This is a genomic window from Vibrio sp. 1180_3 (assembly GCF_029478545.1).
In the GTDB taxonomy this organism is placed as follows: domain Bacteria; phylum Pseudomonadota; class Gammaproteobacteria; order Enterobacterales; family Vibrionaceae; genus Vibrio; species Vibrio aestuarianus.
The window spans coordinates 155,733-179,423 of sequence record NZ_SJFM01000003.1; the positions used below are offsets into that span (position 1 = coordinate 155,733).

A 23,691-nucleotide genomic window follows, 5' to 3' on the forward strand; every position below is an offset into this window, starting at 1 on the left:
ATGACACAACTAACAGTTAAAGCACTGAGTGAAGAAATTGGTACGCCAGTTGACCGCTTATTAGAACAACTTGCTGATGCAGGCATGAAAAAAACAGATGTAGATAGCGTTTCCGATGACGAGAAACAACAACTGCTATCTCACCTGAGAAAAGAACATGGCGACACTACTGGTGATAACGAACCGACGCGTTTGACTCTGCAACGTAAAACGCGCAGTACTCTTAGCGTGAACGCTGGCGGTGGTAAAAGTAAGAATGTTCAAGTTGAAGTGCGTAAAAAACGAACCTACGTTAAGCGCAGTGCAATTGATGATGAAGCGACTCGTCAAGCTGAAGAAGCTGCGCAGCGCGAAGCCGAAGAATTAGCGAAACGTGAAGCTGAAGAAGCAGCAAAACGTGAAGCTGAAGAAAAAGCAAAACGCGAAGCGGAAGAAAAAGCAAAGCGTGAAGCAGAAGAGAAAGCGAAACTTGAAGCACAAGCAAGTGACAAGAGCAACGCTGATGAGAAAGCAAAACGTTCTGCAGTGAAACCAGAACTTTCTGCTAAAGATAAAATTAAGCAAGAAGCAGCGCGAAAAGAAGCCGAAGAGCTAAAACGTCGTCAAGAAGCCGAAGCATTACGTAAAGCTGAAGAGGAAAGTCAGCGCCAGCTAGAAATAGCGCGTGAATTGGCTGAGAAGAACAAAGAGCGTTGGTCTGCTGAAGAAGAGAAAAAGGGTAGTATGGAAGAAAATACAGATTACCATGTTACGACTTCAACGTATGCACGTGAAGCCGAAGATGAAGCAGATCGCCGTGAAGAAGGTGCTCGTAAGCCAACCAAAGCGAACAAGCGTAAAATGTCATCTAAAGATGATAAGCAAGAGCGTGATTCTCGCCGTGGTAAAGTTCGTAAAGGTCGCATGTCTAAGCCTGCTTCTATGCAACATGGTTTTGATAAATCAGCGGTAGTTGCTAAGCAAGATGTTGTAATTGGTGAAACAATTGTTGTTTCTGAACTGGCGAGCAAAATGTCAGTTAAAGGCACTGAAGTCATCAAAGTGATGATGAAAATGGGTGCTATGGCGACAATTAACCAAGTGATTGACCAAGAAACAGCAGCGCTTGTTGCTGAAGAAATGGGCCACAAAGTTGTTCTTCGTAAAGAGAATGAACTTGAAGAAGCGGTACTTGCCGATCGCGACAACGATGCAGCGGCAGTAAGTCGTGCACCGGTTGTTACTATTATGGGTCACGTTGACCACGGTAAAACGTCAACACTTGATTACATTCGTAAAGCTCACGTTGCCTCTGGCGAAGCGGGTGGTATTACGCAGCATATTGGTGCTTATCACGTTGAAACACCAAACGGCATGATTACTTTCCTTGATACTCCTGGACACGCAGCGTTTACTGCTATGCGTGCTCGTGGTGCTCAAGCGACAGATATCGTTGTTCTTGTGGTTGCAGCAGACGATGGTGTTATGCCACAAACGGTTGAGGCTATTCAGCACGCTAAAGCGGCGGGTGTTCCTTTAATTGTTGCGGTTAACAAAATCGATAAAGAAGATGCAAACCCTGACAACGTTAAGAATGAATTAGCGCAGTATGATGTTATCCCTGAAGAGTGGGGCGGTGAGAACATGTTTGTTCACATCTCTGCGAAGCAAGGAACGAACATCGACGGTCTTCTAGAAACCATTCTGCTTCAATCAGAAGTTCTAGAACTGACTGCAGTTAAAGAAGGTATGGCCTCTGGTGTGGTTGTAGAATCTCGCCTAGATAAAGGTCGTGGTCCTGTAGCAACAGTATTGGTTCAATCTGGTACTTTGCGTAAAGGCGATATCCTTCTTTGTGGTCAAGAATATGGCCGTGTCCGTGCGATGCGTGACGAAAATGGTCAAGAAATCGTTGAAGCTGGTCCGTCAATTCCTGTTGAAATCATCGGCCTTTCAGGTGTTCCTGCGTCTGGTGATGAAGCGACTGTTGTACGTGATGAGCGTAAAGCTCGTGAAGTTGCAAACTACCGTCAAGGCAAATTCCGTGACGTGAAACTTGCTCGTCAGCAAAAATCTAAACTAGAGAATATGTTCTCTAACATGACTGCTGGTGAAGTTGCTGAATTGAACGTTGTTCTGAAAGCAGACGTACAAGGTTCAGTTGAAGCTATTGCCGATTCATTACGTAAGCTTTCTACTGATGAAGTGAAAGTTAACATCGTAGGTTCTGGTGTTGGTGGTATTACGGAAACTGATGCAGTACTTGCCGCAGCTTCTAACGCTATCGTACTTGGCTTTAACGTTCGTGCTGATGCTTCGGCTCGTCGTACTATTGAATCTGAAAACTTAGACCTACGTTACTACTCAATCATTTACCAATTGATTGACGAAGTAAAAGCGGCAATGAGCGGCATGCTAGCTCCAGAATTCAAGCAAGAGATCATTGGTCTTGCGCAGGTTCGTGACGTATTTAAGTCACCGAAACTGGGTGCAATCGCAGGTTGTATGGTGACTGAAGGTGTTATCAAACGTAGTAACCCAATTCGCGTACTACGTGATAACGTGGTTATCTACGAAGGTGAGCTAGAATCACTACGTCGCTTTAAAGATGACGTACAAGAAGTTAAGAATGGCTACGAGTGTGGTATCGGCGTTAAGAACTACAATGATGTTCGCGTTGGTGACCAAATCGAAGTCTTCGAAACAGTGGAAATTAAACGTACACTGGATTAATTGACTAACGTTGCTGTATTTAAATAGACAGTAATCGGTTGTTGAATACACCATGGGGGGCTGGGTTGAACCATCCCCCCATTCTTTCTATATGTGAGAAAAGATATGTCAAAAGAATTTAGCCGCACGCAGCGTGTATCGCAACAGCTGCAAAAAGAACTTGCCATGATCCTACAACGTGAAGTTCGTGACTCACGTTTGGGTATGGTTACCATCTCTGAAGTTGAAGTGTCTCGTGACCTTGCTTATGCAAAAGTGTTTGTCACTTTTCTATGTGTGGGTGAGCAAACTCCAGAAAGTTGTTTAGCGGCATTAAAAGAGCATGAAGTTCATATTCGTATGATGCTTGGTAAGCGCATCCGTCTGCGTTTGACGCCTGAAATCCGTTTTACTTATGACAATACTTTGGTTGAAGGTATGCGTATGTCAAACCTTGTAAGTGAAGTGGTCAGTAACGATAAGCGCAAACAAAAAGATGCTGGTCGTGAAGATGAACAAGCTGCAGAAGAAGGAAATGAATAGATGGCACGTCGTCGTAAAGGTCGCCCAATTAACGGGGTAATTTTACTTGATAAGCCAACGGGCATTTCTTCTAACGATGCACTGCAAAAAGTAAAGCGTATCTATTTTGCAGAAAAAGCGGGTCACACTGGAGCTTTAGATCCTCTCGCGACAGGCATGCTGCCTATCTGCTTAGGTGAAGCGACCAAGTTTTCCCAATTTCTGTTAGATTCTGATAAAAAGTATCGAGTGATCGCTAAACTCGGTGAGCGTACCAATACGTCAGACTCTGATGGTGAAGTGGTTGAAACGCGTCCAGTTAATGTCGAATTAGACAATTTACATGCTTGCATTGAGAAGTTTCGTGGCGAAACAGACCAAATTCCTTCAATGTTTTCAGCATTGAAGTACCAAGGTCGCCCACTTTATGAGTATGCTCGCGAAGGTATTGATGTTCCGCGCGAATCTCGCAAAATCACGGTATACGAAATTACACTGATTCGCTTTGAAGGCGATGAAGTGGAAATGGAAGTTCACTGCTCAAAAGGGACTTACATTCGTACGATTGTTGATGATTTGGGTGAAATGCTTGGATGTGGCGCGCATGTCACTATGCTACGTCGTACTGCGGTCGCTAAATACCCGTATGAAAAAATGGTGACACTAGAGCAGCTTAATGAGTTACTTGAGCAAGCGCGCGAGCAAGATATTGCACCAAAAGAGTTACTCGATCCGCTACTGATGGCTATGGATACCGCAGTAGAAGATCTCCCTGAGGTGAATTTAATTCCTGAATTGGCAGACATGGTTCAACATGGGCAGCCTGTTCAAGTATTTGGTGTACCAACCGAAGGTAGCGTTCGCATGACAATGGGAGAAGAAAAACTCTTTATTGGCGTGGGTGAAATCGATAACGATGGTCGCGTGGCACCGAAGCGTTTAGTCGTTTTTAGAGACGAAGAGTCACTATAAATAGCTATTGCTTAACGTGAGTGATTTCCCTATAATCCTCGCTTCGCGTAGCGGCTGAATCAGAGATTGGCTGCTACACCTTTAAACTTACTCTTATTAGGAGAGAATTATGTCTCTGAATGCAGAAACTAAAGCAGCTATCGTAGCAGAATACGCACGTGGCGAAGGCGACACAGGTTCACCAGAAGTACAAGTAGCACTACTAACTGCTTCTATCAACCACCTACAAGGTCACTTCAAAGCTCACAAAGGCGATCACCACAGCCGTCGCGGTCTACTACGCATGGTTTCTAGCCGTCGTAAGCTTCTTGATTACCTAAAAGGTAAAGATCTTGGTCGTTACCAAGACCTAATCAAACGTCTTGAGCTTCGTCGCTAAGATCGGTTTGTTCAGAAAAGGGGCTTTTAGCCCCTTTTTTGTTATCTAAATTTGGTACAACCTTCTCTAAGTAGTTTATACTACCCGCCGTAAAAGTGTGTTTTACACATTAGCAACCATACTTAAAGCATTACAGTCACCGAAGTCGGCCAGCAGGTCGCGGCTATTAAAAGTAGCGTTCAGATACAAGAGTGAGCCAAAGCATCATTCTTGCTTTCAAGAGTTAGAGCCTATTTTTACTAGTCGCGATTCGTAATGTCTTGAGTGTAATTTCATTTAATCTAGAGGTAACTCTAGAGCAAGGATACAAAGATACATGTTTGATAAACCAGTAGTGAAAACATTCCAGTACGGTAACCATACCGTGACTATCGAAACCGGCGTTATCGCGCGTCAAGCTACAGCAGCCGTAATGGTAACTATGGACGATACTGCAGTATTCGTTTCTGTAGTCGGTAAAAAAGAAGCGGTTGAAGGTCAAGACTTCTTCCCTCTTACTGTAAACTACCAAGAGCGTACTTACGCTGCAGGTAAAATTCCAGGTGGCTTCTTCAAGCGTGAAGGTCGCCCATCTGAAGGCGAAACACTAACGGCTCGTTTGATCGACCGTCCAATTCGCCCACTGTTCCCAGACGCATTCAAAAACGAAGTACAAGTTATCGCTACGGTTATGTCAGTAAACCCTGACGTTCAACCGGATATGGTAACAATGATCGGTACTTCTGCAGCACTTGCTATTTCAGGCATCCCGTTCAACGGTCCTATCGGTGCAGCACGTGTTGGCCACATTGATGGTCAACTTGTACTTAACCCAAGCATGACAGAGCTAGCTACTTCTAAGCTTGACCTTGTTGTTGCGGGTACTAATAACGCCGTTCTTATGGTTGAATCTGAAGCTGACAACCTAACTGAAGAAGAGATGCTTGCTGCAGTTGTGTTCGGTCACGATCAACAACAAGTTGTGATCAATGCGATCAACGAATTTGCTGCTGAAGTTGCCACTCCAGCTTGGGATTGGGTTGCTCCTGAAGAGAACACAGCACTTAATAATAAGATCGCTGAACTAGCAGAAGCTAAGCTTGTTGAAGCTTACCAAATCACTGAGAAGATGGCTCGCTACGACCGTATTCATGAAATTGCTGCTGAAGTAAACAGTGTGATTCTTGCTGAAGATCCTGAAGCAAATACGAAAGAAATCCACACTATTTTCCACGATCTAGAGAAGACAGTTGTACGTCGCAGCATCATTGCAGGCAACCCACGTATCGACGGCCGTGAGAAAGACATGGTTCGTGCGCTAGACGTACGCACAGGCATTCTTCCTCGCACTCACGGTTCTGCACTATTTACTCGTGGTGAAACTCAGGCAATCGTAACTGCAACTCTTGGTACTCAACGTGATGCTCAAATCATCGATGAGCTAACAGGTGAGCGTAAAGATAATTTCCTACTACACTACAACTTCCCTCCATACTGTGTGGGCGAAACTGGTTTTGTAGGTTCTCCTAAGCGTCGTGAAATTGGCCACGGTAAACTGGCTAAGCGTGGTATTGCAGCGGTAATGCCTTCAGTAGAAGAGTTCCCATATACTGTTCGTGTGGTTTCAGAAATCACTGAATCTAACGGTTCATCTTCAATGGCTTCTGTATGTGGTACTTCTCTTGCTCTTATGGATGCAGGTGTACCAATCAAGTCTTCTGTTGCAGGTATTGCAATGGGTCTTGTTAAAGAAGGTGACGATTTCGTTGTTCTTTCTGACATCCTAGGCGACGAAGATCACCTTGGTGACATGGACTTTAAAGTAGCAGGTACTAACCAAGGTATTACTGCGCTTCAAATGGACATTAAGATCGAAGGTATTACTAAAGAGATCATGCAAATTGCTCTTAACCAAGCGCAAGGTGCACGTAAACACATTCTTTCTGTAATGGACCAAGCTATCTCTGGCGCTCGTGAAGAGATTTCTGAATTTGCTCCACGTATCTACACCATGAAGATCAGCTCTGAGAAAATCAAAGATGTGATCGGTAAGGGTGGCGCTGTTATCCGTGCTCTAACGGAAGAAACAGGCACAACGATTGAAATCGAAGATGATGGCACAATCAAGATTGCGGCAACCGATGGCGCTCAAGCGAAAGAAGCTATCCGTCGCATCGAAGAGATCACGGCTGAAGTTGAAGTCGGCGCTATCTATACAGGTAAGGTTGCTCGTCTAGCTGATTTCGGTGCATTCGTTAACATTCTTCCTGGTAAAGATGGTTTAGTACACATTTCTCAAATTGCTGATCAACGCATTGAGAAAGTGTCTGACTACTTGAAAGAAGGTCAAGAAGTTCAAGTTAAAGTACTTGAAATTGACCGCCAAGGCCGCGTTCGTCTAAGCATGAAAGAAGCGGTAGAAAAACCTGCTGAAGAAGCGGCTCAAGAAAAATCTGCACCAGAAGCTGAGTAATATAGTTTTAGGCAGAGAAGCTTAGGGCTTTAGTCGCCTTTTCGGCATAAAGCATGATATAAAGGGAGCGTTATTCGCTCCCTTTTTTATGCCTAAATTATCGCAATATAATGGATTTATTCGGTATTGGCTTGGGGTATACAGGAGTCTTATTTGTGAAATGGTTTCAAACACTAGCGCTGAGTATTTTGATATTTACGGTATCAGGCTGTGCTTCAACTCAAGATGAAAATCAGAGACAGTGGCTATATCCACCTATGGCGGTGCCTTTGCAGTCGACTGTGCAACAGGAAGTACAAATTGCACGTCTCACGCAATTGCTACAACGTGCAGACTTAGCTGACGATGTGCGCGCCAAAATGTTTTATGAGCGCGGCAACAGCTATGACAGCGTTGGACTACGTGATTTGGCTCGTGTCGACTTTAATCAGTCACTTGCGATTAACCCAGCTCAACCTGATATTTTTAATTTATTAGGCGTGTATTACACGCAAGTCGGGGAGTTTGATGCCGCTTATGAAGCGTTTGATTCAACACTCGAATTAGACCCTGATAACTTCTATGCCGAACGAAATCGCGCGATCGCCTTATATTATGGAGATCGCATTGATTTAGCGTTACAAGAGATGACTCATCACTATCAGCAAGATCCAAGTGATCCGTTTCGTGCATTATGGTTGTATATCATTCAAAGCGAAGTTGACTCAGCTACCGCTCGCTCTGACCTGCTTAATCGTTATCAAGAACGTGACGAGCAGTGGGGGTGGGTATTGGTTGCTTTAACTTTAGATGAAATCTCTGAAGAGCAAGCTTTTAAAGCGATTTTAAACGGTTCTCGCGATAACACCTTATTGGCACAGCGTTTAACGGAAACCTATTTCTATCTGGCAAAACGTTACCAACAAGAAGGGGATTATGCTCATGCGATCTCATTGTATAAATTAGCCCTCTCTTTCAATGTGTATGAATATGTTGAGCATCGTTACTCCTTCCTTGAGTTGGGTAAAATATTTCAACAAGTGCGAGCTGAGTACCTGACAAAAGTACAGGCTGAAGCTAAAACGCAGGCGACTTCAGAGTAACTGGAAAGATCTTATCTAAGCCGCTGCGTAATGCCGCGGCTTTTTTATTGCTCATCATGCCAAAAAATAGATAGCTTATGGAGTGTCGTATGAAAAATTCGATTTATCGTCAGTTTTGGCGTTATACCATTCCAACGGTAGCGGCTATGTTGGTGAATGGCTTATATCAAGTGGTCGATGGTATTTTCATTGGTCACTATATAGGGGCCGATGGCTTAGCTGGGATCAACATTGCTTGGCCTGTGATCGGTTCTATTTTAGGAATTGGTATGTTGGTTGGGGTTGGTACTGGGGCGTTAGCGTCGATTAAACAAGGTGAGCAAGACATAACAGCCGCCAAACAGGTACTTTCAACGGGTTTATTATTAATACTGTTACTGACGCCAATTGTTGCCGCTATTCTCTGGTTTTATGCCGATGATTTTCTATTATGGCAAGGTGCACAAGGACGAGTATACGAGCTAGGTTTACAATACTTAGAGGTATTGATTATCGCTTGTGCTTTTACACTCGGTTCTATCGCAATACCGTTTTTACTGCGCAATGATGATAGCCCCAGTTTAGCAACGCTACTGATGGTATGCGGTGCGATCATTAATATTGTGTTTGATTATATCTTGATCGCTTACTTAGGCTGGGAATTAATGGGCGCCGCGATCGCTACCGCTATTGCGCAGTTCAGTGTCACTTTACTCGGTATTGGCTACTTTTTTTCGTCACGTGCGAAGTTACGACTTTCACTTGCTGTGATGACTTTTCAATGGTCATTATTACCTAAAATTGTTGCGATCGGCTTATCCAGTTTCTTTATGTACGCTTATGGTTCAATGATGGTCGCGGTACACAACACTCTGTTCACTCATTATGGCAGTGCGACGCTCGTTGGAGCTTATGCTATTTTGGGCTATATCGTGACGGTTTACTACTTAACGGTCGAAGGTATAGCTAATGGAATGCAGCCGCTAGCAAGCTTTAACTATGGCGCTAAGCATTACCACAATATTCGCAAGTTACTTCGATTATCAATGAGTATTGCGCTGCTCGGTGGTATCGGTTTTATTGTGTTACTTAACTTGTTTGCGCATCAAGTGGTCTCGGTGTTTAACTCGACTGACTCACAGCTTATGGTAGATGCGGTTCGTGGGCTGAGACTGCATATGTTTGCGCTGTTTTTGGATGGATTTTTGGTGGTGACGGCAGCGTATTATCAATCAACTAATCATGGTAGTAAGGCTCTCTTTATCACCATAGGTAATATGCTGATTCAACTTCCATTTTTATACTTATTACCAAAATTTTACGGTGTTACTGGTGTGTGGATTGCTTTTCCAATCTCAAACATTGCTTTGAGTTTATTGGTGGGGGCTATGCTGTGGCGAGATTTACGTTTACTGCCAAATGATCAATCGAAGCCGCAGCCAGTATTGGTATAAATTATAGTTGCCAGTTTATTGAAAACCGCCTCCTGAATTGAAGGCGGTTATCTTTCCTACTTGAAGTTGCAGCGGTATTGGCTACGTTTGCTCACCCCAATTACATAGTTTATCTATGATCATGAGGATTCACTCACTTGCCGCTTACCTGCAACTTCAAGTAGTTTGGGGATATATACTTGCAGAGCATCAGCTCTGTTGGATCTCTAAACCAGCGAGTTGATGCCAATAACCGTTACATTGATGATCGACTAGCGGTGAAAAATGCGTGCCCTTCTCATTTGCTTTGAATTGTTCAAGCAGTGACAAGCTCTCTATACCGAGTGGGCTGAGGCGAACCACATCAACCAACCCATCCATACTTGCTAAGTCATTAATCAAGTTATAACAATAGCCAGATTGCGTCTGAATACCATTGAGATTAAACACCGCTTGTCCTTCTTGGCTATGTACTTGAATGCCAGTTGGGTATTTGACGCAGCAAGTTTCACACTCATCTTTTGCTCTGTTTTCCGCGCGAGCGGTAAAGCAACGTGCAGAGTAGGCTAATGGTAGATAGCCATGACTAAAGACTTCTATTTCAAATTGATTTTTGATACCCAGTTCATCACATTGAACTAATACGTTTTTTAACCAGTCTCGAGATAGCTCAACTGGCATGCACCAACGAGTCATTCCTTGTTTTAGAAATAGCTGTAGCGTGTGCGCATTGTAGGTATTGACCGCAGGGCCAACCACAAAAGGAACGCTTTTTTCACTGGCTAATTGAATCGCGGAAACATCATTAGCTTCAATCGCAAAATCACCGTTATCAATGTATTTCTTCATGATGGTGATTTCGCTAGGTGCCTCTAATAGTGCCATGGTGGATAACACCACTTGTTTACCAGTTTGAGAAAGCTCTTTAGCGATATCGAGCCAATGTTGTGTTTTCATTTCTCGCCGTTTTGAGCAGACAGACTCACCCAAATAGATAATATCTGCAGCACTTTGCTGTGCCTGCTGGTAGAAGTGTTCGACCTCTTGTTTTGGCCAGAAATAGAGTAAAGGACCCAGCGCGTATTTCATTGTATTTTCCATTCGATTACTGCCATTGACGGTGGTATGCACCCAGTGTGGTTTGCGTACCTTCGGACACATTGGCCAAGGCGGCATTCCACGCGGCTTCAACTTGGTATGCTTGTGGGTTAGCTTGGTAGCGATCTATTGCTGCACGCCAAGTACGAGTAACTTGCTCGACATAGGCGGGGCTACGTTGGCGTCCTTCAATTTTTACTGAAGTCACATTGGCTGCAAATAGTTCAGGAAGCAGCGATAGTGTATTAAGGCTGGTTGGCTCTTCTAGTGCATGATAGCGTTTGTTTTCGCCATCAATCACAGCTTCGAATCGACCTTTACACAGCGTTGGGTATCCGGCATTTTCACCTGCCGCATATTTATCAATTAAAATCTCGTTTAAGCGAGATTCAAGACCCGAGTCGGTTTCTTGCCAGCGAACATATTTGGCGGGAGAGCAAGCGCCCACTGTATTGGGTGATTCCCCTGTCAGGTAGGAAGAGAGATAACAGCGTCCTTCAGACATTATGCACAAGCTACCAAAAGCAAACACTTCAAGCTCGACATCGGAAGTGATATTGCGTGAAAGCTGTTTGACTTGGTGGATAGACAACACTCGTGGCAGGACCACGCGTTTAATGTTGAAGTTTTGTTTATAGAAATCGACTGCAGCGACATTGGTGGCTGATGCTTGCACCGAAAGGTGTAGCTCAAGGTCTGGATATTTCTTAGCAGCGTAATCGAGCACTGCGATATCTGCGACGATCAAAGCATCAATGCCTAAGTTCGCTGCATTATCGACAGCGTTTGTCCAGCGTTCAAATCCATTAGGATGAGCAAAGGTGTTTAAAGCAACGTGAATTTTTTTCTTGTTGTCGTGAACGTATTGCACGGCTTTCTCTAATTTCTTGCCTGCGAAGTTTAAGCCTGCAAAGTGACGCGCATTAGTGTCATCTCGAAAGCCGATGTACACTGCGTCAGCACCGCAATCAATCGCAGTTTTTAGCGCAGGTAGATTACCTGCAGGACATAAAAGTTCCATTGCTCTGTAAGATATTTTGAGGAAAAGTGGCTGTATTTTATGAAGAATTATTAATGGCAAATTTGATGTAAGGCAGGTTTGCGGTGAATAAGTAAGATTTACTTGGCGAGACTCGTGCGGTGGCGGCGGTTTTGTACAAATAACTCTTCGACTTCTTGCCTTGGTTGAGGGCGATAAAAATGAAATCCTTGAATTGAATTGCAGTTTAAGTTCGAGAGTAAAGTCGCTTGTTGTTGTGTTTCTACACCTTCTGCAACAACCGTGAGGTTTAATGATTTACCTAAATTAATGATATTTTCAATCACCGTCACTTGTTTGGGTAAGGTATCAATATCGGTGATGAAGGCTCGGTCAATTTTAAGCTCATCAATTGGGAATCTAGCAAGGTAGGAGAGTGACGAGTAACCAGTGCCAAAGTCATCAATCGAAAGCGAGAAACCAAGTTTTTTAATCGCATTTAGCATTTGCAGTGTGTGTTCACTGTCGCTCATGACTGCACTTTCGGTTAATTCGAAGGTAATACAGTTTGGATCCAACTCGGTGGTACGCAGTAGCTTTTCCATGTAATCGATTAGCTTAGGATTACCAAATTGTTCAGGAGATAGGTTTATCGCCACACGCCCAGGCAAAATACCTTGTAGCTTCCAACGTTTAACGGTAGCAAAAACGTCACGCATCACAACGCGACCTAAGTGCTCAATTAATCCCGCCTTTTCCGCGACTGGAATAAAGGCCCCAGGGCTAATATAGCCTTCAACAGGGTGTTTCCAGCGTACTAATGCCTCAGCACCATTAATGCTAAAGTCGCGTGCATTGACCTTAGGCTGATACCACACTTCAAGCCCGTTTTGCTGCAATGCTTTTTGCAGTTCAATTTCTAACCATAAGCGCATCCGCGCTTCTTTGTTCATTTGATCATTAAATTTAATTAAGCGATTACGGCCACGATCTTTAGCTTCATACATGGCGGTGTCGGCATTCTGGAGTAGCATTCGTGCATCGTTACCATCACCTGGGTAGGTAACGCTACCAATAGAACAAGCGAGGCGTTTGCTGAAATGGTGAAGATCAAAAGGTTGATTAATTAGTGCAATAATACGTTCAGCAAGCATCTCTGCTGCGCGGTTATTTTCAGGCTCTGGCAGAATTAAACCGAATTCATCTCCACCGAGATGCCCAACAACCGCTTGTTGAGGCAGCAAGCGTTTAAGGCGCATCGAGACTTCTTTGATCACCTTATCACCGATATGGTGACCTAAAGAGTCATTGATATTTTTGAAGTTATCAATGTCGAGATAAAGCATGACCAGCGATGTTTCATTTTGAATAAATTGCTCTAAACGTTTGGTAAATCCAAAGCGGTTATATAAACCAGTCAGTGAATCAATATGAATATCGGCTTGAGCGGTTGCTGATAGCTGTTTGGGTGAATCTTCAGCATCTTGGATCAACACCAATTGCGAGTTGTTACCTAACACAACGGTTTCACTGGCGTGTAATTGCACTTGTCTTTCAAAACCACACCTAGGGCCAGTTAGACAGACTAGAGGTGCCTTTGCTATCAATGAACTCAGTTGTGAACTGAAAACGGTTTTAGCCTTGTCATCAATAAACAGACTAGATAGGTCTTCACCGAGTAGTTCTGCGGTGCTTTCAAAGCCAAGTAGACGAGCGGAGGCAGGGTTTGCTGAGATAATGCAGTCGTTGTCGACCAATAATAGTCCGTCAGGAAGCAAACAGGTGAGTGTTGAAAATTTACTTTCAGATTCTTCTAGAGAGCGAATCAGTATCTGTTTTTCAGATGTGTCAATGGCATGAAAAACAATCTGTTTTACTTCCTTGTCAATCAATATAGGTGAGATAGAAAAATGCAAGCTAGTTTCTAAATCTACTTCGTGGAGAGTTAATTCCGTTTCTAGAGTTTCACCTTGAAATGCACGTTCATAATAGGGTTTGAGATGATGATAGAAATACTCACCGAGAATTTGGCAGTCATTCATCCCAACCAATTCGGTTGAGCTCAGTCCAGCGATGTCGCAATAACGTTCGTTGACCATAACATAATTATGTTGGTCATCTAAGATCGCAAAAAAGAACGAGTTGTTCTCGGTTATCTTTGCAAACCAATGTTGTAAATGTTGCGAAGGCATCAAGGTACTACCAACTCTCCAGAGCACTTATATTCATGAGGATGTTACAACGTAAGTAACACATTAACTATAACTTTGATTGCAGCGATGGAAAAGGTTCACAAACAATGTACGTTTTTTGATGCATAACAGGAATCAGCACTATCACATCCATTATGATTAGCCACTACTACATTACAAGGTAACGGATAAAGCGCGTGATTAACAAGATTCGTACTCAACTAGTTCAAAATGCCGCATCAATTTTGCGATCTCCACTCCACTTATTACCGCAAACTGTACAAAAAAAAGCCTTGCTAGAAGGGCTTAAAACCATATTCCATGAGGCCTTAGAGGATGGTGACTTCGATTTTCTTGAAGGAAAATGGCTAAAAGTTTCCATACGAGATTTGAATCTGAGTTGGTACATTAGTTATGAAATGCAGCGGCTTGTTGTGGCAGACAAAGCACAACAAGAAGACGTTAGCTTTAGCGGGAATTTGAATGATTTAGTTCTAATTGCGGGACGCAAAGAAGATCCTGACACGCTCTTTTTCCAGCGTCGTCTTTCGATTGAAGGTGATACTGAACTTGGTTTGGAAGTGAAAAATCTAATGGATAGCGTTGATTTAGATCTTTTGCCTAAATCGTTACAGATGTTAATAAATCAGCTAGCAGATTTTGTGTATAAAGGCGTACAATCGTCGGCGACACAAAATGAGGTAATCAATGCTTATTCGAACTGAAGCCCCTGCAGACATCTTAGCAATCGACCGTTTATTGAAGTCTGCATTTGAAACCGATGCTGAAGCCAAGCTCGTGATGTCATTAAGAGAAAATAGTCACCTGACGTTAGCGCTTGTTGCGTGTGATGATGAAGGCGAAGTTGTCGGTTATGCAATGTTTAGCCCCGTATTCCTCAATGGTGAAGACTTAAATTGGCAAGGGCTTGCACCGTTAGCGGTCAAAAAAGAGTGGCGCAGACAAGGCATCGCAGCGCAATTAGTCACTGAAGGGCTGATCTCTTTAGCTGAATTTGGTTATCCTGCTTGTGTGGTGCTTGGCAATCCAGAGTACTACCAACGGTTTGCTTTTGAAGATGCAGCGCAACTGGAGTTTCATTGCGCTTGGGACGTACCCGCTGGCGCTTTCCGTATTGCAGAGTTAGTTGATGGAGAATTGTCTGGACGCTCTGGTTTGATTGAGTACTGCTCAGAGTTCTCTGAACTGTAATTGTCTCACTACATGATTGTGAATTGGGAGCCAATGTGCTCCCAATTTTTATAGCGCTAAGCGTAGTTGATTCTCTTATTAGCCAAGATAAAGCGATTAACGGTTTCTGTATCGGCACTGATTTGCTAGCATTGCGGCGTTCAATAAGGTCATAAACAGATGTCAAATCACGAATATCAATATTTACAAGAAATGGGCATTCAGTATTGGAAGTTGGTGCATCCTGAGCGTTTATTAGGGGTGTCGTTATCTACGATTGATTTGCCAGACTCTTGCCGGTTACTACTGGTTTCACCCAACTGCCCACCGCAAAGCAGTGCGTTGTTATTCTCTCGTGTGCTAAAAAGTATGGGGATTGAGTTAAATGATGCGCGTCACCTTGAACCTCAGTATATTGATCAATTAAGTGGATCTTTGCCTGAATGGGTTTGGTTTGCGGGCTGTGAGCCATCACACAGCGAAGTGTCGGCCAAGGTTTTAGTTTCTCCAAATCTTAGTGATATTGAGGGTAATAACGAACATCGCCGCGATTTGTGGCAGCAGATTTGTTCTTATGAGTAATACGTTGATGAATATTGATATTGTTCCATTATCTCTGCCTTATCTTGATGCCATTTGGTGTATTGAGCAACAAGCACACAGCCACCCTTGGGCTGAGTCTTTAGTGCGTGATCTCAATAACCGTGGTGCTTGTCACTATGTGATGTTGAAAAATGAAGAGGTCGTCGGTTACTTTTACGCCCAGAATATTATTGGTGAAGTGACGTTATTGAACATAGCGGTCGATCCTAAGTGGCAAGGAAAGGGCTATGGTAAAATGCTGACCGAGTTTTTCTTAGCTATGTGTGAGAAAGCAAAAGCTGAAAGCGCATGGCTTGAGGTTCGTGAAAGCAATGTCCGCGCTTATTCTTTGTATGAGTCGTTAGGGTTTAATGAACTGGATCGCCGAGTTAATTACTACCCAACCGATAAAGGTTCAGAGGACGCGATCATCATGAGCTACTATTTTTTGTAAGCACATTAATGGTCGTGGATGTTATCTGGGGTGTTTGTTTCTATATGATAACAAGCAGCCTCAAAACGTTTCACGAGTTCGTTTGCCGGTAGTGGTTTATCGAACAAGTAGCCTTGAAATTGAGTGCATCCAAGTTGCTTGAGCGCATAAAGCTCTTCACAATCTTCGACCCCTTCGGCAATTACCTCTAAATTCAGGCGTCGAGCAATCATCAAAATCGTATCAACAATCGCTTGATCACTTTCATCTAAATGCAGTTGAGTGACAAACGAGCGATCAATTTTTAGCACATCAACAGATAATAACTTTAGGTAGCGCAACGATGAATAACCAGTACCAAAATCATCAATCGAAATACTTAAGTTGCTCTCTTTAAGCTGAACCATTTTTTGGATGGCGCTTTCAACATTTTCAAGTAATAAACCTTCTGTAATTTCTAACTCAATATGTTCACCGGTTATTCCTGCATGTTGTAGAGCTTGATTTATGTGCTCAACGAATGAGTCCTGAGAAAATTGCAGTGGGCTGATGTTTATCGCAAGACGACGAAAATGTGCAGGTAGCACACCTTGTTTTTTCCATGTCGCATATTGGTAACATGCCTGCTCAATGATCCACTGACCAATCGGAATGATTTGTCCTGTTTCTTCTGCGATGGGCATGAACACACCAGGAGGTAGAACGCCTTTCGTTGGGTGATTCCAGCGAATTAATGCTTCGACTCCAATAATGTTATGTTTTTCATCTACCTGAGGTTGGTAGTAAAGCTCAAGTTGCTGCATGTTTAATGCTTCGTGCAGCCCTTTTTCTATTTCTAAGAACGATTCAACTTGAGCCTGCATTTCTGGTTCATAAAATATGTATTTATTACGTCCGTTGACTTTGGCTCGGTATAGCGCGGTATCGGCTTGTCTGAGTACGTCGATATTGGTTTTGCCAACCGAAGGGAAAATAGAAATGCCTACGCTGACGGTACAATACAGTTGGTGCTCATCAATGGAATACGGATTTGAAACTAGCGCCAACAGTTGCTGCGCCAGTTCTTCGGCCTGGCTTCTGTTCAAATTGGGTATCAATATCGCAAATTCGTCACCGCCGATCCTTGCGGCTAAATGATTACTTTTAAGCCACGCATCCATCCGCATCGCGATGGCTTTAATCAGTTTATCGCCAATTGTGTGACCTAATGAATCGTTAATGGTTTTGAAACGATCCAGATCGAGATAAAACAAAACCCCAGAAGTTTTCGCTTGAATACTTTCGTCGATAGCTTTAGTCAACATTTGTAATAACAAGCTACGGTTAGCAAGCCCAGTTAAGGTGTCGTAATAGGCCAATTGATTGAGTTTTGCGTCAGCAATTTCTCTATCTTTCCAGAGTGAATGAAAAGTCGAGGCAAGTTCACTGAGTTCATTATTCTGCTTTTGCAGCGGTGGCACAGTGGCACGTTCATTATCTTGTAGCGAGCGCACCCAAGAGGTGAGTGTCGTTAAAGGTCTTGATAATTTATAGTAAAAGAAAAACAGTAAAATAGAGGTTAGAAGTACGTTTCTAAATAGGTCAAACAGCAATACACGAGTAGTTTTAGCAATAAAACTTTCAGCGATTGAAGAACCGTTAACCGAAAAGCTTAATCTTCCCACCACCACATCAGAGCTCGGCTGATGTAAGTCTGTTTTGAAAACAGGAATCTCTGGCGTCAAGTAATTGGATAGCAGTTGCATGAAGGTGGTCTGAGGGTTTACCTCTCTGGTTTTACTGGCAAGCGTATCACCAAAATCATCAATAATTTCGACATGATAAATAGCGCTATCGACCATTAAGCTTGAAGCGACTTGCTCAGCGAGCATATTGTTTAAATGGTAAGCTGCTTGGCTTGCGTTAGCGTAGTTTTGTAATAGCTTAAAACGATAATGGTCTTCAATTCTGGTCTGTTCTTGGTGCAGATCAACCAAAATATGATACAAACTAAACCCTATCCCAAGGATCACAGAAACTAGGAACACGGTTTTGGCTTGTTTAAACGCTAGTGAATTTCGTTGTTTGGTTATTCGCATAATGCCCGCTTATCCCTTCTACCTTGTTAAGTTATAGCTCATATTTCTTGATAACTTAATTTGAATGAGCAAAGTAGTGAGTTTCTTTTCACCTTTAATTGAGCTTGTAAGCGGTAAGTACTGAGACGGAAGTTGCTCCTAGATCAAATATAGGGGAGAATACCGCGCAAAATTGAATCGAATCGCTGATGAGCAAAAGCACTTCTGCTTCCTTTAATACAGCACATTGAGAAGACCTGTTTCATGTCAAATACTCCTTTTTTAAGTGAAGTTTCTAAACGCAGAACCTTTGCTATTATTTCTCACCCGGATGCGGGTAAAACCACCATTACCGAAAAAGTACTTTTATTCGGAAATGCCATTCAGAAAGCTGGAACAGTAAAAGGCCGTGGCTCTAACCAGCATGCCAAATCGGACTGGATGGAGATGGAAAAAGAACGTGGTATCTCGGTGACAACATCGGTGATGCAGTTTCCTTATCACCAGTGTTTGGTTAACCTACTTGATACTCCGGGGCACGAAGACTTCTCTGAAGATACCTACCGTACGCTCACCGCTGTCGACTCTTGTCTAATGGTGATTGATGCCGCTAAAGGTGTCGAAGATCGTACACGTAAACTGATGGAAGTAACGCGTCTGCGTGATACGCCTATTGTGACCTTCATGAACAAATTGGACCGTGATATTCGCGACCCAATGGAATTGCTTGATGAAGTTGAAAACGAGCTCAATATCGCCTGTGCACCTGTTTCATGGCCTATCGGTTGTGGTAAAGAGTTCAAAGGCGTGTATCACATTCATCGTGATGAAACGATTTTATATGCAACGGGCCAAGGCCATACCATTCAAGAAGAGCGTATTGTTAAAGGGTTAGATAACCCTGAGCTAGATACAGCTGTTGGCGAAGACCTAGCGTCACAACTGCGTGATGAGCTGGAACTTGTGCTTGGAGCTTCACACGAATTTGATCGTGAGCTGTTCTTGAAGGGGGAGTTAACGCCAGTTTTCTTTGGTACTGCTTTAGGTAACTTTGGTGTCGATCACGTGCTTGATGGATTGACTGACTGGGCTCCGGCACCCATGCCGCGTCAAGCCAATGAACGTATTGTGGAAGCAACTGAAGAGAAATTTTCTGGTTTCGTATTTAAGATCCAAGCAAACATGGATCCAAAACACCGTGACCGTATTGCTTTTATGCGCATCGTGTCGGGCACTTATAGCCAAGGCATGAAAATGAACCACGTGCGCAGTGGCAAGCAAGTGAGCATTTCTGATGCTGTTACGTTCATGGCGGGTGATCGCTCTCGTGCTGATCATGCGTATGCTGGTGATATTATCGGTTTACACAACCATGGTACGATTCAGATTGGTGATACTTTTACTCAAGGTGAATCACTGAAGTTCTCTGGTATTCCCAACTTTGCCCCTGAACTTTTCCGTCGTATTCGTCTGCGCGATCCTCTGAAACAAAAGCAATTGCTTAAAGGGTTAGTACAGTTATCTGAAGAGGGGGCTGTACAAGTTTTCCGTCCGCTACAAAACAACGACTTAATTGTTGGTGCGGTTGGTGTGCTGCAGTTTGATGTGGTGGTTTCTCGCTTGAAATCAGAATACAACGTTGAAGCGATTTACGAAGGTGTCAATGTAGCGACAGCACGTTGGATTGAATGCGCCGATGAGAAAAAACTCGAAGAGTTTAAGCGTAAAAATCAAAGTAATATTGCACTCGATGGTGGTGATAACCTTGCGTATGTTGCGCCAACGATGGTCAACTTGAACTTAGCGAAAGAGCGTTTCCCTGAGATAGATTTCCGCGCGACTCGCGAACACTAATTCGTACTTTTCCGGTGGAGGCCATTTTCACCGGAAATTGAATTTAAAAAGTGGAAATAGAAAAATGCCGATGTGAAAACATCGGCATTTTTGATCAGTCAGTTTTACAAACGAAGATTATTTCTTCTTTGGTTTCACTTTCTTTTTCTTGGCAACGGTTTTTGTTTTTTTGTCATCGGTCTTTTTCTTTTTCTTCTTAAACACCGATTTTTTGTGCTGAGGGCGCAGATCTTTAATAAAGCGCTCTTTGATTTCTTCATCAACATAGCGAGCTACACGATCCATCATTTGTTGATCATGTGCTTCAACTAGAGATATTGCGTTGCCTTTTTTGCCTGCACGAGCTGTGCGGCCAATACGGTGCAGATAAACATCCGCAGAGCGAGGTAAATCGAAGTTGATTACGTGGCTCACGTCAGGAAGGTCGATACCACGAGCCGCAACATCCGTCGCTAGCAACACATTTACGTCACCTTCACGGAAACGAGTAATGGCATTGTTGCGGCGATCTTGTGGCATTTCACCTTGGATCCACGCACATGGAATTTGCGCTTTTTCCAATTCGGTACGTAAGTCGGCAAGGCGCTCACGTGTTTTAAGAAAGACGATAGAGCGCTCCGCTTGCTCGGTGAGGATCTTCTTCAGTAGCTCGACTTTATGTTCCATGGTGTCAGCACGGTGATACCACTGAGTGATTTTCTTGCGCTCACGACGAGAAGGATCGGCATTGATTTCAGCTGGTTCTTTTAATAGATCTGCTGTAAATCCTTCGACGCCGCGGCCTTCTAAGGTTGCCGAGAAAAGGTGCGTTTGTTTACGCCAGCGACATTCTGCTGAAAGACGGTCAACGACTGGGCCAAAGCCCATATCCAACATGCGGTCAGCTTCATCCAAAATGAGCCATTCAATAGCACGGCAATCAAAACGCTCACCTTCGATGTATTCCATCAAACGGCCAGGCGTTGCAACCACAATATCTTGAGTGGTTGCAAGAATATCTGCGTGTTCTTGGTATTGAACACCACCGGTAATCGTAAAGATATTCAAGCGAGTATTTTTAGCCAGTGCGCGAGCTTGATCAGCGACTTGCATCGCTAATTCACGAGTTGGTGTCAAAATCAGTACGCGTGCAGGACCTGATTTTTTACGAGGAAAATCTAAAAGATACTGAAGCGCTGGTAAAACGAATGCGGCGGTTTTACCGGTTCCCGTTGGCGCTGAGGCAAGAATATCTCGTCCATCTAGGGCTTGTGGGATCGCTTCTGCTTGAACTTGGGTGGGACGTTCAAAGCCCATATCTTCAATGGCCGCAATAATGCTAGGGTCAAGATCGAGGTCAGCAAAGGTTTTGATCACAGTGAGTACTCCACAAGCCGAGGGGCTTATTTGGCAAAAAAATTAAGGTCGAACATTATAGTGGGATTGGTGATTAGGATCACATGTTATTTCTACATCTTGAGATAAAAATCTTTTGTTAAGGCGATAAACTCTTCGCTGTAACCATCTTGAGAATGAATAACTAGATGTGATTGCACGATATCCGCCGCTGTGAAATTGAGCTCAATCAGAAGGCGGTGTACGGGTTTATTGACGGTTGGTTGCACAGTACACAGTCGGCTGATATGCCATCCCAATGCTTTCGCTAAACTAATAAATAGCTCCCCTTCATATTTGGGTAAGACAAAACAGGCTTTTCCGTTGGGATGAAGCAGTTTTTTTGCTTTTAGCAATAAGTCTTGGTGACTAAGGCTTGTAGTGTGCCTTGCGGTAGCGCGCTGTTGATACTGAGACCGCTCGCCATCATTGAAATAAGGCGGGTTACAGATAATAGCATCAAATTGTTTTACGAATGGCGTATGTAGAATATCACTATGTATGACTTGAATACGACTTGACCATGGTGAAGCTGCGCTGTTGTGACTGGCTGTTGCAAAAGCAAAGTCATCAATTTCGACAGCAGTAATATACGCATCGGGAAAGCGTTGAGCAGACATTAGCGCAAGCAGGCCCGTTCCTGTCCCAATATCTAAGATGGAATTGGGGGAATGAGTGAAGGCCCATGCACCGAGCAGTACACCATCGGTACTAACTGGCATGCCAGAATGACCGCCTTCAACGGAAAACTGTTTAAATTTGAAGTCTTTAGTCTTTAATGTGCTACTTTTCATGATTATTTCAAAACTTGATTCATTTTAAGTGAATACCACCATTGTTACTGGTTTGTTTGGTTTTTTGTTCTAACTGTTGTTGTTTTGTATAATAAGATGATCGGCATATCATTCTATCTATTTTTTAACATTTAGGGTTTTTCACTGCTTTTTTGCTGTATATATAAATTAATGTAGCGTTTTTGGCTTTGCCCTTGCGAAATATTAAGTGTTTCGTCATTATTCGCCCCTAATTTTAAAAATTAGATGTGGTTATATACCCATCAATGCATACACAACATTTATCAAATAATAATTAAGGGCTATCTGTGAAGCAGACGTTAAAATTAACAGATATTATCGCGATCGGCTTTATGCTTTTCGCGTTTTTCTTGGGTGCTGGTAACATCATCTTTCCGCCAATTGCAGGCCAACTTGCCGGGGATCACCTCTTTCCAGCAATGACAGGTTTCTTGTTTACAGCGGTTGGTTTACCGTTGATTACCATTATCGCAATTGCGATCGCTGGTGGCACATGGGATCACCTCACTAAAGATCTACCAAAACAAGCGGCAACGCTTATGGCAGTAATGATCTTTATCATTATTGGTCCTGCATTTGCGGCGCCACGAACTGGTCTTGTTGCCTACGAGATGGCGATTAAGCCATTTTTCATTGATGCTCAGCAATCACATTTGACACTTTTTTCCATTCTATTTTTTGCTGTAGCGATGTTTTTTGCCTGGTCTCAAGGCAAGTTAATTGATGTGATTGGTAAGGTGCTAACACCTGCATTATTTATTGCGCTGATCGTTCTTGCTGTGGCCGTTTTTATCGACCCTCAAGGTGAAATGCTGAGTGCACACGGTGAATATTTAACCCAACCATTTACGAAAGGCTTCCTTGAAGGCTACAACACAATGGATACGTTTGGTTCACTAATGTTTGGTATGTTGATGGTTGATGCTCTACGTAGCAAAGGTATCACTGAGCGTTCTGCAACCACTAAATATTTAATCAGTGCAGCATGTATTGCAGCGGCCGGTTTAGCATTTGTTTATGTTTCGCTGTTCTACTTGGGAGCTACGAGCTCTGTGGTTGCAGCTGGCGCTGAAAACGGTGGTGTGGTGCTTAGCCAATACGTTCAGGCATTATTTGGTCCTTATGGTCAAATTGTGCTGTCAGTTATCGTTCTATTGGCTTGTTTAACAACGGCGATTGGTTTGATTTCTGCATGTTCTGATTACTTTAGTTCATTGACTTCTATTACTTATAAAAAGTGGGTATTAATCATTGGTACTATTTGCGCTATTGTCGCTAATGTTGGCTTATCGCAGCTTATTTCGCTATCAGTACCTGCACTGTTTGCACTTTACCCAGTGGCGATTGCTTTAGTAGCCCTTACGTTTGTTCGTAGTAAACTGCCTAATCCTCGAGTGGCATACCGCGTAGTATTATTAATTTCATTGCTATTTGCTTTGATTGATGCCGCCAAGGTTGCTGGAGTTGATGTTTCTGCATTCAACATGCTACCACTGTTTGAAATTGGTATGGGATGGTTGTTACCAACTACTGTTGCGATCGTCTGTATGTTTTTTGTGGCAGGTTCTGTACAAGAAACACTGGTTAAAGAAACCGCTTAGTTCAA

Annotated in this window: 19 protein-coding genes; 13 read left to right on the forward strand and 6 right to left on the reverse strand. The window is 43.2% G+C overall.

Annotated elements, in window-relative coordinates; all coding sequences use genetic code 11:
• The 7 genes from infB to EYW48_RS03485 all read left to right on the forward strand — a co-directional run bounded on the left by infB (nucleotide 1) and on the right by EYW48_RS03485 (nucleotide 9,531).
• Nucleotides 1-2,712: a translation initiation factor IF-2 gene (gene infB / locus EYW48_RS03455; RefSeq protein WP_176311988.1), complete on the forward strand. Its 2,712-nt coding sequence runs from the start codon at nucleotides 1-3 to the stop codon at nucleotides 2,710-2,712.
• A 105-nt stretch (nucleotides 2,713-2,817) separates the two neighbouring features.
• Nucleotides 2,818-3,234 (forward strand): 30S ribosome-binding factor RbfA, encoded by a 417-nt coding sequence (gene rbfA, locus EYW48_RS03460; protein ID WP_053311263.1) that lies wholly within the window; start codon nucleotides 2,818-2,820, stop codon nucleotides 3,232-3,234.
• On the forward strand, nucleotides 3,235-4,185 hold the full coding sequence (truB, locus tag EYW48_RS03465) for a tRNA pseudouridine(55) synthase TruB (RefSeq protein ID WP_168523209.1): 951 nt from the start codon (nucleotides 3,235-3,237) through the stop codon (nucleotides 4,183-4,185). It abuts the gene before it with no gap.
• 109 nt (nucleotides 4,186-4,294) lie between these two features.
• On the forward strand, nucleotides 4,295-4,564 hold the full coding sequence (gene rpsO, locus EYW48_RS03470; protein ID WP_053311261.1) for a 30S ribosomal protein S15: 270 nt from the start codon (nucleotides 4,295-4,297) through the stop codon (nucleotides 4,562-4,564).
• Nucleotides 4,565-4,880: 316 nt separating this feature from the next.
• Nucleotides 4,881-7,016 (forward strand): polyribonucleotide nucleotidyltransferase, encoded by a 2,136-nt coding sequence (gene pnp, locus EYW48_RS03475; protein WP_171979548.1) that lies wholly within the window; start codon nucleotides 4,881-4,883, stop codon nucleotides 7,014-7,016.
• A gap of 155 nt (nucleotides 7,017-7,171) precedes the next feature.
• The gene (gene nlpI / locus EYW48_RS03480; RefSeq protein WP_053311397.1) at nucleotides 7,172-8,098 is read left to right on the forward strand and encodes a lipoprotein NlpI; all 927 of its coding nucleotides are present in this window, start codon (nucleotides 7,172-7,174) and stop codon (nucleotides 8,096-8,098) included.
• An 89-nt stretch (nucleotides 8,099-8,187) separates the two neighbouring features.
• Nucleotides 8,188-9,531 carry an MATE family efflux transporter gene (locus EYW48_RS03485; protein WP_053311259.1) on the forward strand — a complete coding sequence of 448 codons (1,344 nt, stop codon included), beginning with the start codon at nucleotides 8,188-8,190 and terminating at the stop codon, nucleotides 9,529-9,531.
• 189 nt (nucleotides 9,532-9,720) lie between these two features.
• Here EYW48_RS03485 and EYW48_RS03490 read toward each other — a convergent pair whose 3' ends face one another.
• The 3 genes from EYW48_RS03490 to EYW48_RS03500 form a co-directional block, all read right to left on the reverse strand.
• Nucleotides 9,721-10,611, reverse strand: coding sequence for a U32 family peptidase (locus tag EYW48_RS03490; RefSeq protein WP_176245413.1), 891 nt, complete (start codon nucleotides 10,609-10,611; stop codon nucleotides 9,721-9,723).
• Between the two features lie 4 nt (nucleotides 10,612-10,615).
• Nucleotides 10,616-11,629, reverse strand: a complete 1,014-nt coding sequence (locus tag EYW48_RS03495) for a peptidase U32 family protein (RefSeq protein ID WP_171979546.1) — start codon at nucleotides 11,627-11,629, stop codon at nucleotides 10,616-10,618.
• A 98-nt stretch (nucleotides 11,630-11,727) separates the two neighbouring features.
• On the reverse strand, nucleotides 11,728-13,779 hold the full coding sequence (locus EYW48_RS03500; RefSeq protein ID WP_168786810.1) for a bifunctional diguanylate cyclase/phosphodiesterase: 2,052 nt from the start codon (nucleotides 13,777-13,779) through the stop codon (nucleotides 11,728-11,730).
• A 197-nt stretch (nucleotides 13,780-13,976) separates the two neighbouring features.
• On the opposite strand from EYW48_RS03500, the gene EYW48_RS03505 reads away from it, so the two are divergent.
• The 4 genes from EYW48_RS03505 to rimI all read left to right on the forward strand — a co-directional run bounded on the left by EYW48_RS03505 (nucleotide 13,977) and on the right by rimI (nucleotide 16,006).
• Entirely contained in the window at nucleotides 13,977-14,504 is a 528-nt protein-coding gene (locus tag EYW48_RS03505) for an SCP2 domain-containing protein (RefSeq protein WP_171979544.1), read from the forward strand.
• Nucleotides 14,488-14,991, forward strand: coding sequence for an N-acetyltransferase (locus EYW48_RS03510; protein ID WP_277431863.1), 504 nt, complete (start codon nucleotides 14,488-14,490; stop codon nucleotides 14,989-14,991). The genes EYW48_RS03505 and EYW48_RS03510 overlap by 17 nt, the downstream gene beginning before the upstream one ends.
• 159 nt (nucleotides 14,992-15,150) lie before the next feature.
• Nucleotides 15,151-15,552: a DNA polymerase III subunit psi gene (locus EYW48_RS03515; RefSeq protein ID WP_277431864.1), complete on the forward strand. Its 402-nt coding sequence runs from the start codon at nucleotides 15,151-15,153 to the stop codon at nucleotides 15,550-15,552.
• A gap of 7 nt (nucleotides 15,553-15,559) precedes the next feature.
• Complete coding sequence (gene rimI, locus EYW48_RS03520) at nucleotides 15,560-16,006, forward strand: ribosomal protein S18-alanine N-acetyltransferase (RefSeq protein WP_176245422.1); 447 nt, start codon at nucleotides 15,560-15,562, stop codon at nucleotides 16,004-16,006.
• 5 nt (nucleotides 16,007-16,011) lie between these two features.
• Here the strand turns inward: rimI and EYW48_RS03525 are convergent, their stop codons facing one another.
• Nucleotides 16,012-18,063, reverse strand: coding sequence for an EAL domain-containing protein (locus EYW48_RS03525; RefSeq protein ID WP_274700630.1), 2,052 nt, complete (start codon nucleotides 18,061-18,063; stop codon nucleotides 16,012-16,014).
• A 243-nt stretch (nucleotides 18,064-18,306) separates the two neighbouring features.
• On the opposite strand from EYW48_RS03525, the gene prfC reads away from it, so the two are divergent.
• Nucleotides 18,307-19,896, forward strand: a complete 1,590-nt coding sequence (gene prfC, locus EYW48_RS03530; protein ID WP_053311250.1) for a peptide chain release factor 3 — start codon at nucleotides 18,307-18,309, stop codon at nucleotides 19,894-19,896.
• A 117-nt stretch (nucleotides 19,897-20,013) separates the two neighbouring features.
• Here the strand turns inward: prfC and srmB are convergent, their stop codons facing one another.
• Nucleotides 20,014-21,252, reverse strand: a complete 1,239-nt coding sequence (gene srmB, locus EYW48_RS03535; RefSeq protein WP_277431865.1) for an ATP-dependent RNA helicase SrmB — start codon at nucleotides 21,250-21,252, stop codon at nucleotides 20,014-20,016.
• Between the two features lie 92 nt (nucleotides 21,253-21,344).
• Nucleotides 21,345-22,064 (reverse strand): tRNA1(Val) (adenine(37)-N6)-methyltransferase, encoded by a 720-nt coding sequence (locus tag EYW48_RS03540; protein ID WP_274671926.1) that lies wholly within the window; start codon nucleotides 22,062-22,064, stop codon nucleotides 21,345-21,347.
• Between the two features lie 308 nt (nucleotides 22,065-22,372).
• Here EYW48_RS03540 and brnQ point away from each other — a divergent pair, with 308 nt between their 5' ends.
• On the forward strand, nucleotides 22,373-23,686 hold the full coding sequence (gene brnQ, locus EYW48_RS03545; protein WP_168523187.1) for a branched-chain amino acid transport system II carrier protein: 1,314 nt from the start codon (nucleotides 22,373-22,375) through the stop codon (nucleotides 23,684-23,686).
• Nucleotides 23,687-23,691 lie beyond the last annotated feature (5 nt).

Coding starts and splice junctions, on each gene's coding strand:
- pnp (WP_171979548.1), top strand. CDS start 4,881: ATGTTTGATAAACCAGTAGTGAAAACATTCCAGTACGGTAACCATACC.
- rbfA (WP_053311263.1), top strand. CDS start 2,818: ATGTCAAAAGAATTTAGCCGCACGCAGCGTGTATCGCAACAGCTGCAA.
- EYW48_RS03525 (WP_274700630.1), bottom strand. CDS start 18,063: ATGCGAATAACCAAACAACGAAATTCACTAGCGTTTAAACAAGCCAAA.
- EYW48_RS03490 (WP_176245413.1), bottom strand. CDS start 10,611: ATGGAAAATACAATGAAATACGCGCTGGGTCCTTTACTCTATTTCTGG.
- rpsO (WP_053311261.1), top strand. CDS start 4,295: ATGTCTCTGAATGCAGAAACTAAAGCAGCTATCGTAGCAGAATACGCA.
- rimI (WP_176245422.1), top strand. CDS start 15,560: ATGAATATTGATATTGTTCCATTATCTCTGCCTTATCTTGATGCCATT.
- prfC (WP_053311250.1), top strand. CDS start 18,307: ATGTCAAATACTCCTTTTTTAAGTGAAGTTTCTAAACGCAGAACCTTT.
- truB (WP_168523209.1), top strand. CDS start 3,235: ATGGCACGTCGTCGTAAAGGTCGCCCAATTAACGGGGTAATTTTACTT.
- EYW48_RS03495 (WP_171979546.1), bottom strand. CDS start 11,629: ATGGAACTTTTATGTCCTGCAGGTAATCTACCTGCGCTAAAAACTGCG.
- EYW48_RS03500 (WP_168786810.1), bottom strand. CDS start 13,779: ATGCCTTCGCAACATTTACAACATTGGTTTGCAAAGATAACCGAGAAC.
- infB (WP_176311988.1), top strand. CDS start 1: ATGACACAACTAACAGTTAAAGCACTGAGTGAAGAAATTGGTACGCCA.
- EYW48_RS03540 (WP_274671926.1), bottom strand. CDS start 22,064: ATGAAAAGTAGCACATTAAAGACTAAAGACTTCAAATTTAAACAGTTT.
- EYW48_RS03510 (WP_277431863.1), top strand. CDS start 14,488: ATGCTTATTCGAACTGAAGCCCCTGCAGACATCTTAGCAATCGACCGT.
- EYW48_RS03485 (WP_053311259.1), top strand. CDS start 8,188: ATGAAAAATTCGATTTATCGTCAGTTTTGGCGTTATACCATTCCAACG.
- EYW48_RS03515 (WP_277431864.1), top strand. CDS start 15,151: ATGTCAAATCACGAATATCAATATTTACAAGAAATGGGCATTCAGTAT.